The sequence below is a fragment of the Achromobacter sp. DH1f genome (genome assembly GCF_000633435.1).
Lineage (GTDB): Bacteria > Pseudomonadota > Gammaproteobacteria > Burkholderiales > Burkholderiaceae_B > Achromobacter > Achromobacter deleyi.
Genome location: NZ_AYMF01000035.1, coordinates 33913 through 46154 on the forward strand (window position 1 = coordinate 33913; position 12242 = coordinate 46154).

Here is a 12242-nt window from a genome sequence, read left to right on the forward strand (position 1 = left end):
AGATTCCGTTGGCGCCGGCTCAGGCCATGGCGCGTTGGCGGCGGATGCGCAGGTCCAGCCACGACAGGCCGCGGCTCAGGCTGAAACACACCACGAAGTAGATAATCGCCAGGATGCCGAACACCTGCAGCGGCTGCGTCAGCACCAGGTTGTTGACCTGGTTGGCCGCGAACGTCAGTTCGTTCACGCTGATCACGTAGCCCAGCGAGGTTTCCTTCACCGTCGATACGAACTGGCTGGTCAGGCTGGGCAGCACGTTGAACAGCGCCTGCGGCAACACCACCCGCCGCATCGTCGTCCAGTAGCCCACGCCCAGCGAGCGCGACGCCTCGATCTGGCCGCGCGGCACCGCCTCGATGCCCGAGCGGATCACTTCCGACAGGTAGGCGCTTTCGTACACCACCAGCGCGGCGATGAGCGTCCAGAAGCCGCTGATCACCTGCCCCGTCAGCTTGGGCACCACGAAATAGGCCCAGAAGATCAGCATCAAGAGCGGCATGCCCCGCACCACGTTGACCAGCGTCTTGCTGGCCACGCGCAGCCAGCCATAGGGGCTGACCCGCGCCAGCGCGATGGCCAGCGCCAGCGGCAGCGACAAGGCCAGGCCGCAGGCCGCCAGGATCAGCGTCAGCGCCAGGCCGCCCAGGGGGCCATTCGGATATTGGCCGACCAGCAGCGTGGGCCAGTATTGCAATAGCAGATCAAGCACCGTGGCCTCCGCGATTCAGGCGGTAGCGGGCATAGATGCGCGAACCGATCAGCATGATCAGGAAAGATCCCAGCAGGTACATAAGTGTGGCGGCGCCAAAGGTGGCGAAGGTGCGGTAGGTTTCGTTTTCGATCTCGCGCGCCTGGTAGGTCAGTTCCATCACGCCGATGGCCATGGCCACGCTGGTGTTCTTGAACAGCAGCAAGGCGCGGCCCACCAGCGGCGGAATCGAAATCCGCACCGCCTGCGGCACGATCACGAACCGCATGCATTGCAGGTAGCTGGCGCCCAGCGCCCGGGCCGCCTCGAACTGCGTGCCGGGAATGGCGCGCAGCCCGCTGCGGATGTCTTCCGCGATGTACGCGGCCGACCCCAGCGCCAGGGCGATGGCCGCCAGCGACATCTCGGCGTTGTGCTGATACAGCCACAGCCGGAAACCTTCCGGCAGCAGCTCGGGCATGCCGAAATACCAGAACAGCACCTGCACCAGCAGCGGCACGTTGCGGTGGTATTCCACATAGGCATCGACCAGCCAGCGGCACGGCGCCAGGTTGGTGGCCCGCACCACGACCAGCGTCACCGCGATCGTGAAGGCCATCACCCAGGACACCAGGAACAGCTGCAGCGTCACCGCCATGCCGCTCACCAGCAGCTGGTATTGCGAAGCGTCAAGTAGGCTCATGAAACGCAACCGCCGCTCAACCCGCGATGGGGCCGATCTTGAACCCGCGCTCCAGCTTGTACGGCGTCTGCGCGCCAAACCACTTGTCAAAGAGCTGCGCGGCCACGCCCGAGCTTTCGGCTTCGTCCAGCGCCTGGTTCACCACTTGCAGAAAGCCCGGCTCCGTCTTGCGCACGCCCAGGCCCCAGGGCTCGTCGAACACCGACTTGGCAATCACGCTGACCGGCGCCGTGGGCGGGCTTTGCAGCACCAGGCGCGCCAGCACCAGTTCAGACGCAAACTGCGCATCCACCTTCTTTTGCTGCAGGGCCAGGTAGGTGGCCGAGCTGTCGCCATAGCCAATGACCTGCGACTTGTCCAGGATGCGCTTGATCTCGCGTTCCGAGCTGGACCCCTTGGTCGCGCCGATGCGGCGGCCGTTCAGCGATTCAATCGTGTCCAGGCCCGAATCCTTGCGCACCAGCAGCTTCTGCGGGCTGACGTAGTAGGCGTGGCTGAACGCGATCTGCTGCGCGCGGTCCGGCGAATAGCCCAGGTTGGCCGCCAGGATGTCGACCCGGCCTTCGTTCAGTTCGGGCACGCGGGCCGCCACCGACAGCAGCTTGTAGCTGACCTTCACGCCCAGCTTGTCGGCCACCAGCTTGCACACGTCGACGTCATAGCCCACCAATTGGCGCGACGCGGCGTCCTGGAAGCTGAACGGCTGCGAGGTGCCCAGCGTGCCGCAGATCAATTCCCCGCGCGCCTTGATGTCGGCCACCTGGTCGGCCTGGGCGGCAGTGCCCAGCAACAGCGTGGCCAGGCCCAGGCAGGCGGCGATGCGTGAACGGTAAGTCATGGTTGATTCCCCTTGTGGTTATGGTCAAGAAAAAAATAGGCCCGCGCGGCGCACAGGCACCCTAGCGCGGGCCATCGCCCTACACCAGCTTGGCGCACGCCTCGCGGATCGCCGAGCACCCCTGGCGGATATCGTCCAGCGATGCCGCGAACGACAACCGGAACGTGCCCGGCGCGCCATACGCGTGGCCATCGATCACCGCCACGCCGGCTTCGCGCAGCAGGTAATGCGTCAGGTCGGTATCGGTGCGGATCTCATCGCCGCCCGGCGTACGCTTGCCCAAGAGGTCCGAGCAGTCCGGAAACACGTAGAACGCGCCTTGCGGCACCACGATGTCCAGCCCCGGCGTGCCCGACAATTCGGCCACCGCCAAGTCGCGGCGTTCGCGGAACACCCGGGCGAATTCGGCCACGCAATCCTGCGGGCCGGCCAGCGCTTCCAGCGCCGCCGCCTGGCTTACCGACGATGCGCCCGACGTGCTTTGCGATTGCAGAATCGCCATGGCCTTGATCAGTTCGTCCGGCCCAGCGCCATACCCAATGCGCCAGCCGGTCATCGCGTAGGCCTTGGACACGCCGTTGACCACCAGCGTACGGTCGGCCAGTTCGGGCGCCACCTGCAGCGGATGCACCGTGGGCGTGTCCGTGAAATTCAGGCGCGCGTAGATGTCGTCCGTCATCAGCCACACCTGCGGATGGCGCTTGAGCACCTCGGTCAGGCCGCGCAGCTCGTCGGCAGTGTAGACCGAGCCCGTCGGATTGCTCGGCGCGTTCATCATCAGCCACTTGGTGCGCGGCGTGATGGCGCGTTCCAGCGCGTCGGGCGTCAGCTTGTAGTCCGTGGCCGGCGTCGTCGCCACCGCCACCGCCACCGGCACGCCGCCGTTCACCAGCACCATGTCCGGGTACGAGACCCAGAACGGCGCGGGAATCAGCACCTCGTCGCCGTCGTTCAGCGTCGCGGCCAGGCCGTTGAAGATCACCTGCTTGGCGCCCGTGCTGACGATGATGCGGGCCACCGGGTAGTCCACCCCGGTCGCCTCCAGCAGATGGCCGCGGGCCGCCTTGCGCAGCGCCACCGTGCCCTGGGCCGGCGGATACTTGGTTTCACCGCGGTTCATCGCCGCCGTGGCCGCCTGGCGGATGTGTTCGGGCGTTGAAAAATCCGGCTCGCCGATCGTCAGGTCGATGATGCGGCGGCCCTGCTCGCGCAGTTCCGCAATGATGGCGCGCGCCGCCACGCTGGGCGACAGCTTGATGCGCTTGATGCGGTCGGCGACGATGCTGGGGCGCGCGGGCGCGGCTGCGGCTGCGCTCGGGGCCACCGGGCGGCCGCTCTCGGCGCCGGTATGGCCAGCGGTTGCTTGGCTCATTTCGCGCCTCCGGTCTTCTCGGCCAGCGTCTTGTCCAGCCAGGGCTTGGTGTACGTGCCAGCGCGCAGCTTTTCCTTGGCCACGGCTTCGTCGGCTTCCTTCTTCATGGCCAGCGCCAGCACCGCTTCGGCGTGCTCGGCGGGAATCACCACCACGCCATCGGCATCGCCCACCACCACGTCGCCGGGGTTGACCACCTGGCCGCCCACCGACACCGGCACATTGATCTCGCCCGGGCCGTCCTTGTACGGCCCCTTGTGCGACACCGCCCGCGCAAAGCAGCCGAACTGGCCCTGCGCAAACACGTCCAGGTCGCGCACCGCGCCGTCGATCACGAAGCCTTCGATGCCGCGGCCCTGCGCGTCCATCATCATCAGCTCGCCGACCAGCGCGTTGCTGGTGTCGCCCGCGCCATCCACCACGATCACGTCACCCGCGCCACCCAGCGAAATCGCCTTGTGGATCATCAGGTTATCGCCCGGGCGGGTCTTCACGGTCAGCGCCAGGCCCACCGTGCGCTGGTGGCCGGCATGCAGCGGCCGCAGCCCGGCAACGCCGTACAGGCGATTCATGCAGTCGCTGATCTGGGCCGACCCGATGGCGGCAAAACCGGCCAGCACGTCGGCAGAGACGGCGGGCGCGGACCGGGGGAGAATGCGGTATCCGATGGGATTCATAGAGAGGAAAGTCTTCAAAGCGTGAACGGCGTTAAGCGAACCTGCATTACAAAGCCGCGCGCCCTATTCCTCAAAACGATATAAATTCCCGCTTATCTACGAATTATTTTCGTGGATAGCACTGCTGGAGGGACAAAGACATGGACATCCATAGCCTGAGCAAGCAACTGGCCGGCCTGCCGACCATCCTGGACCTGGCCCAGGAAATGAAGCTGATCCGGGCGCTGATGCAGGTGCCGCCGCACAACATCGCCGCCCATCCCACGCAGTTCCAGCGCATCGTGGCCGCGCTCGCGCTGACGCATACGGATTCGGGGGTGTTTGAACTGACGTCGGCTACCGATGCATTCTTTGCCGAATTCCACCACTGGTTGCGGCAGATGCAGGGCAGCGTGTGCCCTGAATTGAGCAACGCCTTGATCGAGGATTTCAGCCTGTCGGCTGAGGAGTTTGCCGATCGGATGCCGCCTGAGGAGTGATCTGCGCCGCCAGGTCCGACAACACCGTCCCCCCAAGCCGCTGCAACAACGCGGCTTCGCCCTCGCCCAGCGCCTGCGCCACCAGCTGGTTCGCCGCCCGCTCCACCGGGCACGCCGGATTATCGTCAGCCGGCCCGATCGTGAATACCGCGCCGTGGCCGATGGCCTCGTACACGTCGCGCGCCGTAAGGGTGTCCAGCGCCCGGGCCAGCGTCCAGCCCCCCTTGCGCCCGCCGGTCGACGTCACCATACCCGCCGTACGCAGCGCCGCCATGGTCCGCCGCACCACGACCTCGTTCGTATGCAGCATCTGCGCCAGCGTGCCGGACGTGGTCGTGCCGCCGCGCAGATGCATGTGGACCAGCACATGCAGCAGGCGGGCAAAGCGGGTGTCGTAGGCCATGTTGAAATACCGTAACCTTTACTGTTACGGTATTATATCCGCACTGGATACCGCCTGCGAGCCCCACCATGACCGATCTGCAAACCCACCACGTCACCGTCAACGGCATCACGCTGCACGTCACCGCCCAAGGCGACGGCCCCCTTGTCCTGCTGTGCCACGGCTTTCCTGAAACCGCCTATGCCTGGCGCCACCAGCTTGCCGCCCTGGCCCAGGCGGGGTTCCGAGCCATAGCGCCCGACCTGCGCGGCTACGGCGCCAGCGACCGCCCGGCAGACGCGGCCGCCTACACCACGCTGGACGTCATCGGCGACCTGGTCGCCCTGCTCGACAGCGAAGGCGCCGACACCGCCGTGATCGTCGGCGGCGACTGGGGCGCCAACATCGCCTGGCAAGCCGCGCAACTGCGCCCCGACCGTTTTCGGGCCGTGGCCGCGCTGGGCGTCCCCATGATGGGCCGCGCGCCCCTCCCGCCCAGCCGCCTGTTCCCCAAGACCGACGCCGCCCGCTTCTACACGCATTACTTCAACGAACCGGGCGTGGCCGAACGGGAATTCGAACGCGACGTCGACGCCACCCTGCGTGCCATTTATTTCGCCGCGTCGGGCGATGCCGGGCCGCGCAACGACCCCGCCACGCCCAACCCCTTCGGCATGGTGCCCACCGGGCGCGGCCTGCTCGATGCCCTGCCCGTGCCCGGCACCTTGCCCGCCTGGCTGACCGAATCAGACCTGGCGGTGTTCGTCCAAAGCTATCAAGCCAGCGGTTTTCGGGGCGGCTTGAACTACTACCGCAACCTGGACCGCAACTGGGCATTGCAGGGCGCGCTGGAAGGCAAAAAAGTCGACGTACCCGCCCTGTTTCTGGTGGGCGAACGCGACACCGGCCTGGCCATTCCCGGCATGGACCAGATCATCGACGCCATGCCCGCCCTGGTGCCGCAATTGCGCGCCCGTGAAATCATTCCCGGCGCGGGGCATTGGCTGCAGCAGGAAGCGCCGCAGCAGGTCAACCGGGCGTTGATCGATTTCCTGCGCAGTCTTTAATATCCCCCCGCTTGACCCTCACGTAACGTCATCCCCCAAAGTCCGGCCTGCGTAGACAACGAAGGAACCTCATGCGACTGAAAGTCGGAGAACTGGCCAAGCGCAGCGGACTCACCGTCCGCACGCTGCACCACTATCACGCGATCGGCCTCTTGACGCCTTCGGCGCGCGCCGACAACGGTTACCGGCTATACGGCCGCGACGACATTGCCCGACTGCATCAGATTCAGGCATTGCGTCGCTTCGGACTGCCGCTGGCCGAAATCGGCGCCACCCTGGACCAGCCCGGCACCCCGCTGGACGAGATCATCGCCAAACAGATCACGATGCTCGACCGCCAGATCCAACAGGCCGCCCGGCTGCGCGAACGTCTCGCGCAGCTGCAAGGCCAGTTGGCCAGGGGCGCCGAACCGGAGCTGGCCGATTGGCTGACCACTTTGGAACTGATGACCATGTACGACAAATACTTTTCCCCGGAAGAATTGGCACGCTTGCCCATGTACAGCCGCAGCCGCGACGGCGACGCCGACTGGATCGCACTGATCAAGGAAGTGCGGCAGCAGATGGACAGCGGCGCCCCGCCCGAAGACACGCAATCGCAAGCGCTGGCGCTGCGCTGGATGACGCAACTGCTGCACGACACCAACCGCGACCCGCGCCTGCTCGTGAAACTGAACCAGATGCACGAGCAGGAACCGGCCATGCAGGAACACATCGGCATATCGCCGGCCATGCGGGACTATGTCGTACGCGCCTTCTCCGAAAGCAAACTGCGGCTGTATGAAAAGCACCTGACGCCGGAAGAAGCCCGGTTCATGCGGGCGCATTATCACGACCGCGTCGGCGAATGGCCGGCCTTGATGGCGCGGGTACGGGATGCCATTGACGCCGGACACGCGCCCGACTCTGCCACCGGCCTCCAGCTGGCACAGCAATGGCTGGAACTGTTCCGCACCTACGCCGGCAACAACCCCGCAACCCACGCGAAATTCCGCCATGCGCTCATGACCGAGCCCGCGCTCACCACCGGCACCTGGACCGACGACGCCACGCTGACCTTCATGCGACAAGCCATGGCGGCGTTAGCCGCAGCGCGTTGATCGTCGAGGATTGACCGTTATCGGGCGGCGACGCGTCCTGCACCATTCGCCGCCCGACAATAATGTTCTCAGTCTGAAACCATTATTCATACTTGATGCCGCGGCTGGGGTATAAACGAGGCCCATTATTTCCAGCTAGGAATCTTGTGTCGAACACACTCGGGGCGGGTCGTTTTATCGCTGAAACTGCGCACACCCTGCGCCGGCAAGGCAGCGCCATGCTGGCCGCCGCGCCGTGGTCGCTGGCCATTTTCACGTTGTCGCTGCCATTCGCCCTGATGACCACGCGCCTGTACCAGCGCATCGACCTGCTGTGGGTCGTGCTGGCGCTGGTCAACCTGATCGCCTTTGCAAAAATGACGTACGCCTGGCATCGCGTGGTAGTCCTTGGCGATGCCGGCCGCAGCGATGCCACACAAGGCAGTACGGGCGAAGCGCGCCATCTGGTGCTGCTGGCCCTGTTCGCCATTGCTCTGGCCGTGCTGACCCGCGCCAACGGCGACGTGCCGTTCATCGTCTACGTATTGCTCAACGGCGCGGAAGATGCGCGCTTCTGGGCCGCGCTGGTGGCCGTGCAATTGCTGATCTGGGTGCCGGTCTGCTACCTGCTGGCCGTGTATGGCTTGTGCCTGCCGCGCGTGGCGGCTACCGGTGAATACGGCTTTCGCAGCATTCGCGCCACGATGCGCTATCCGCGCTGGCCGCTGATGGCGATGCTGCTGTTGCTGGTCTCGGTGGCCGGCTATTTCAATAGCGACCTGGTCGAACTGCGGCGCGACCTGACGAATATCGATGCCCTGTGGGGCGCAGTGGGCGTCTTGCTGTGCGTGCCGATCACGTTCGTGCTGACGGCTCTGTACGCCGTCGCCTATCGCGATTCTGCCAAATGAATCCGCCAAATGAATCCGCCAAATAAGAATCAAGGCTCGCGTGACCGACGCTTGACCATGTTCAAAATGGTCTGAACCAACTCTTCCCGCGCCTGGTCGGGGGTGATCTCGCCTTCCACCGCCGCCTGCGACAGCGCGTCGGCCGCCCCCAGCATGCCCCACAGGCTGGCCAGGGTCAGCGTCTTCGAACCCGCCAACGGCGAAAAGATCTGCTGGCATTTTTCAATGAAGGCATGCTGGTACTGGCGTTTCACGGCGGCCAGTTCCGGCGAGCCGTCCAGCGCCGCCAGCACGCCGGGAATCTCGCGGCCCTGCGTCAACACGCATGCGATATACCGCGATGCAATGACGTCGGCCAAGTCCTTCAACGTGGATTTGCTGGCCGCGATGGCCTCGTCGATGATGGCCGTCTGGCGCAGGTCGAAATCCTGGTACAGCGCGGCCAGCAAGCCATTGCGCGTACCGAAATGGTCGTAGACCACGGGTTTGGACACCTGCGCCTCTTGCGCCAGCCGCCCCAGCGTCAGCGCGTCGGTGCCTTCATCGCGGATCAACTGCCAGGACACATCCAATAGCTGCCGCAGCCGCCCTTCCTTCGTGAAACGGCGACGGGGTTCGGGGGCTGGGGCAGCAGGCATGAGGTCTCGGTTCAGGGGTTTTGAATCATCGCGGCGCGGCAAAGATGCGTTGGCCGATGGCAAGGGCGGCATCCAGGTGCGACGTCGGAAAACCCGCATCCGACGGCACCATCAATTCCGACGAAGCGACACGCGCGCCGCAATAACCGAAGATGCCGTGGTCGATCTGCGTTTTCATCGCACCGAAATAGCCATGCCGGGCGTAGGTTCGCATATCGGCGCCGCCATTGGCAATCAAGTGCACGTTCAGGCGTTCCAGCTTCTTGACCAGCTTGCCTTCCATGTCGTCGTCATAGGCCCAGCCGTTGGTGAACACGCGGTCGATCCAGCCTTTGAGCAGGCCTGGAAACGACCACCAGTACACCGGGTAGACCAGCACCAGCGCATCGGCGCGGTCGATCCGTGCGTGTTCGGCAGCCACATCGGCCGGCGGCGTGCCGCGCGACAGCAGCAAGGCCGAGTCTTGCCGGGTGAAGGTAGGGTTGAAGCCTTCCGCGGTCAGGTCCGCGATTTCAAACGAATGCTGCGAGCCGGACGCCGTGACGCCCTGCGCCACGTGATTCGCAATGGCGTGCGTCAAGGAAGATGGGTCAGGGTGGGAGACAACGATAAGCGCATGCATGTCGGGGACCTCTGGGGTGAAGTTGCTATGTACCAATCGTAGCCTACTTTTAGTAGGTTATGAAAGCCCCTGCCCGGACACCCTGACGGCGGCGCTCGCCGAGCCCCGCCGTTCTCGCGCTACACAGCGCTACGCCTTGACGTTGCGGTTCAGGAATTCCAGCATCGCCGCCGCGATTTCCGCCCCGTGGGTTTCGATGGCGAAGTGGCCGCTGTTCACGAACCGCACCTCGGCCCGGGGGTTATCGCGCTTGAACGCTTCTGCCCCCGGCGGCAGGAAGAAAGGATCGTTCTTGCCCCAGATCGCCAAGGTGGGCGGCTGGTATTCGCGAAAGAACGCATGCAACTGCGGGTACTGCTTGACGTTGCTGCCGTAGTCCAGCAACAGATCCATTTGCGGCTCGTCGCCAATGCGGGCAATGGCGGCGGAGGCCAGCTGATAAGTCTCGGGCGCGATCAGCGACGCGTCTTCCACGCCTTCGACGTACTGCCACTTGATCATGTCCGGCGTGTTGAAGCGGCGCAGGGCCTCGCGGTTTTCGGCGGTCGGCGCGCTCCAGGCGCGGCGCATGTCCGCCCAGCCGGGGCTCAGGCCTTCTTCGTAGGCGTTGCCGTTCTGGCTGACGACGGCGCTGATCTTCTGCGGGTGCTTGACCGCCAGGCGCCAGGCCACCGGCGCGCCGTAGTCGAACACATACACCGCGTAGCGCGTCAGGCCCTTGGCCTGCGTGAAGGCATCGATGACCGAGGTGAGGTTGTCGAAGGTGTAGGCGAAATCCACGCCCGGCAGCACCGTCGTCTGCCCAAAGCCCGGCAGGTCCGGGGCGATCACGTGGTAGTCGCCGGCCAAGGCCGGTATCAGGTTGCGGAACATATACGACGACGCGCCAAAGCCGTGCAGCAGCAGCACGACGGGCGCATCGGCACGCTCGGCTTCGCGGTAGAAGACGCTGACGCCGTCGACTTCCAGGGTGGCGTGGCGCACGGCCTCGGGGCGGAGAGCGGCGTTGGCGTGATCGACAGCGGGAGGGGTGGCATTCATGGCGATTCCTTGCAAAGGGAGGTTCGTGACAAAGTAACTGTTTAAATTAACTTTCATTGGTTACTTTGGCGCAGTCTGCCCCAGATCGTGATAACCTGTCAACATCATTTTTAAGGGTTACCCATGACCACCGCAGAACACCGCCACGACGGCGCCGCGACCGAGCCGCCGATGATCGGCGACCACCTCGCGATGGACCTGCTCAATACCCAGGCCCGCAGCGACGACCAGATCGTCGATTTCTGGAACAGCGGCGATGACGTCATGCGCTGGCTCGAACGCCACCACGTGACGCCCCCGGGCAAGCCGCCGCGCGTGGCCTCGGCAGACCTGCTGGCCCAGGGCAAGCAACTGCGCAATGTGGTGCATGACCTGATCGCCGCCCGCAAGGCGGGGCAAGACGTCGATGTCGACCGCCTGAATCAATATTTGCAGGGGTATCTGACGTCCCCGCGGCTGGAACGCGATGGCCAGGGCAAATTCGTGCTGGCCCGCCGCCCGCAGGGCGACGCGATCGCGTCCTTGCTGGGGCCCGTGGCCGAAGCAGCCGCGCACCTGCTCATCGACGGCGACTTCTCGCTCGTCAAGCAGTGCGAACACCCGGACTGCATCCTGTGGTTCTACGACCGCACCAAGTCGCACAAGCGACGCTGGTGCAGCATGGCCCAATGCGGCAACCGCTACAAAGCGGCGCAGTTCAGAAAGCGCAGCAGCGGCGCGCTAGCAAGCCCGGGCAAATAGGCACGCCGCTACCAGCGCTGCGTCTGCACGAAATCCACGAAGGCGCGCAGCGGCGCCGGCAGATAGCGGCGTCCGGGGAAATACAGCAACGGCCCGGTAAAGCTGGGCCACCAGTCTTGCAGCAACGGTTCCAGCTCGCCGCGGTCAAGAAAGGGCTGTAGCCAGTCTTCGAACAGATACACCACCCCTGCGCCGCCCACGGCGGCATCCACCGCCAGGTCGGCCGCTTCGCCCAGGCTCACGATCAACGGGCCGTCCACGTCCACCGTCACACGCTTGCCCGGCTGCTCGAACACCCAGGCCGGCATGGCCCCGCTGGAAAAGCGCCCGCGCAGGCACAGGTGGTTGCGCAAATCGTCCGGATGCGTCGGCCGCCCGTGCCTGGCCAGGTACGCAGGCGAGGCCGCCGCCCCCATCCGCTGGCGCTTGGGGCCGATCGGAATGGCCACCATGTCCTGGTCCATGCTTTCTTCGTAGCGTATGCCCGCGTCGCAGCCCGATTGCAGCAATTCCACAAAACGGTCGTCCACCACCACTTCCAGCCGAATCTCGGGATACGCCGCCAGAAACGGCGGGATGATGCGCGGCAGCACCAGCCGGGACGCCGACAGCGGCACATTCAGCCGCAGCCTGCCCGCCGGCCGGTCACGAAAACGATTGGCCACGTCCAGCGCCGATTCCACCGCGTTCAGCGCCGGTGTCAGCTGTTCCAGCAAATGCTGCCCGGCCGCCGTGGTGGCCACGCTGCGCGTCGTGCGGTTGAACAGCCGCAGCCCCAGCCGGGTTTCCAGCCGGCGCACGGCCTCGCTCAGTTGCGATGCGCTGGCGCCCGTGTGGCGGGCCGCGCCCCGAAAGCCCCCGTGCGTGGCCACGGCCACGAAAGCGCTGATGTCTTGCAGGTCTTGCATGGCGGGTCTCGATTGTTCTGAATTCCGCACAAGCTGTGCGATTACGCTGGATTGTCGTACGGTACTCCCAGGCCTAGACTGACGTCCATTCCCCTC

General features: G+C 65.3%; 15 protein-coding genes. 5 read left to right on the forward strand and 10 right to left on the reverse strand.

Annotated elements, in window-relative coordinates:
• Nucleotides 1–19: 19 nt before the first annotated feature.
• The 5 genes from U858_RS0128225 to U858_RS0128245 all read right to left on the reverse strand — a co-directional run bounded on the left by U858_RS0128225 (nt 20) and on the right by U858_RS0128245 (nt 4278).
• The gene (locus U858_RS0128225) at nt 20–709 is read right to left on the reverse strand and encodes an amino acid ABC transporter permease (RefSeq protein WP_025140471.1); all 690 of its coding nucleotides are present in this window, start codon (nt 707–709) and stop codon (nt 20–22) included.
• Entirely contained in the window at nt 702–1391 is a 690-nt protein-coding gene (locus tag U858_RS0128230) for an amino acid ABC transporter permease (RefSeq protein WP_025140472.1), read from the reverse strand. The genes U858_RS0128225 and U858_RS0128230 overlap by 8 nt, the downstream gene beginning before the upstream one ends.
• A gap of 16 nt (nt 1392–1407) precedes the next feature.
• Nucleotides 1408–2229: an ABC transporter substrate-binding protein gene (locus tag U858_RS0128235; protein ID WP_025140473.1), complete on the reverse strand. Its 822-nt coding sequence runs from the start codon at nt 2227–2229 to the stop codon at nt 1408–1410.
• Between the two features lie 79 nt (nt 2230–2308).
• Nucleotides 2309–3601: an aminotransferase class I/II-fold pyridoxal phosphate-dependent enzyme gene (locus tag U858_RS0128240; RefSeq protein ID WP_025140474.1), complete on the reverse strand. Its 1293-nt coding sequence runs from the start codon at nt 3599–3601 to the stop codon at nt 2309–2311.
• A complete protein-coding gene (locus U858_RS0128245) occupies nt 3598–4278 on the reverse strand; it encodes an RraA family protein (protein WP_025140475.1) in 681 nt (226 codons plus the stop codon). The genes U858_RS0128240 and U858_RS0128245 overlap by 4 nt, the downstream gene beginning before the upstream one ends.
• Before the next feature lie 140 nt (nt 4279–4418).
• On the opposite strand from U858_RS0128245, the gene U858_RS0128250 reads away from it, so the two are divergent.
• On the forward strand, nt 4419–4757 hold the full coding sequence (locus U858_RS0128250) for a hypothetical protein (protein ID WP_025140476.1): 339 nt from the start codon (nt 4419–4421) through the stop codon (nt 4755–4757).
• Here the strand turns inward: U858_RS0128250 and U858_RS0128255 are convergent.
• The gene (locus U858_RS0128255) at nt 4708–5160 is read right to left on the reverse strand and encodes an Rrf2 family transcriptional regulator (RefSeq protein ID WP_025140477.1); all 453 of its coding nucleotides are present in this window, start codon (nt 5158–5160) and stop codon (nt 4708–4710) included. The genes U858_RS0128250 and U858_RS0128255 overlap by 50 nt on opposite strands.
• A 68-nt stretch (nt 5161–5228) precedes the next feature.
• Between U858_RS0128255 and U858_RS0128260 the strand changes: the two genes are divergently transcribed.
• From U858_RS0128260 to U858_RS0128270, 3 genes are all read left to right on the forward strand, one after another.
• Nucleotides 5229–6206: an alpha/beta fold hydrolase gene (locus U858_RS0128260; protein WP_029954395.1), complete on the forward strand. Its 978-nt coding sequence runs from the start codon at nt 5229–5231 to the stop codon at nt 6204–6206.
• A 71-nt stretch (nt 6207–6277) separates the two neighbouring features.
• Nucleotides 6278–7306, forward strand: coding sequence for a MerR family transcriptional regulator (locus U858_RS0128265; protein ID WP_025140479.1), 1029 nt, complete (start codon nt 6278–6280; stop codon nt 7304–7306).
• Nucleotides 7307–7452: 146 nt separating this feature from the next.
• The gene (locus U858_RS0128270) at nt 7453–8196 is read left to right on the forward strand and encodes a hypothetical protein (protein WP_232786618.1); all 744 of its coding nucleotides are present in this window, start codon (nt 7453–7455) and stop codon (nt 8194–8196) included.
• Between the two features lie 29 nt (nt 8197–8225).
• Here the strand turns inward: U858_RS0128270 and U858_RS0128275 are convergent, their stop codons facing one another.
• The 3 genes from U858_RS0128275 to U858_RS0128285 form a co-directional block, all read right to left on the reverse strand.
• A complete protein-coding gene (locus U858_RS0128275) occupies nt 8226–8834 on the reverse strand; it encodes a TetR/AcrR family transcriptional regulator (RefSeq protein WP_025140481.1) in 609 nt (202 codons plus the stop codon).
• Nucleotides 8835–8859: 25 nt separating this feature from the next.
• Entirely contained in the window at nt 8860–9456 is a 597-nt protein-coding gene (locus U858_RS0128280) for an NAD(P)H-dependent oxidoreductase (protein ID WP_025140482.1), read from the reverse strand.
• Nucleotides 9457–9585: 129 nt separating this feature from the next.
• The gene (locus tag U858_RS0128285) at nt 9586–10497 is read right to left on the reverse strand and encodes an alpha/beta fold hydrolase (RefSeq protein ID WP_025140483.1); all 912 of its coding nucleotides are present in this window, start codon (nt 10495–10497) and stop codon (nt 9586–9588) included.
• 123 nt (nt 10498–10620) lie between these two features.
• On the opposite strand from U858_RS0128285, the gene U858_RS0128290 reads away from it, so the two are divergent.
• Nucleotides 10621–11238 carry an ABATE domain-containing protein gene (locus tag U858_RS0128290; protein WP_025140484.1) on the forward strand — a complete coding sequence of 206 codons (618 nt, stop codon included), beginning with the start codon at nt 10621–10623 and terminating at the stop codon, nt 11236–11238.
• Between the two features lie 8 nt (nt 11239–11246).
• Here U858_RS0128290 and U858_RS0128295 read toward each other — a convergent pair whose 3' ends face one another.
• Nucleotides 11247–12146 (reverse strand): LysR family transcriptional regulator, encoded by a 900-nt coding sequence (locus tag U858_RS0128295; protein ID WP_025140485.1) that lies wholly within the window; start codon nt 12144–12146, stop codon nt 11247–11249.
• Between the last annotated feature and the right edge of the window lie 96 nt (nt 12147–12242).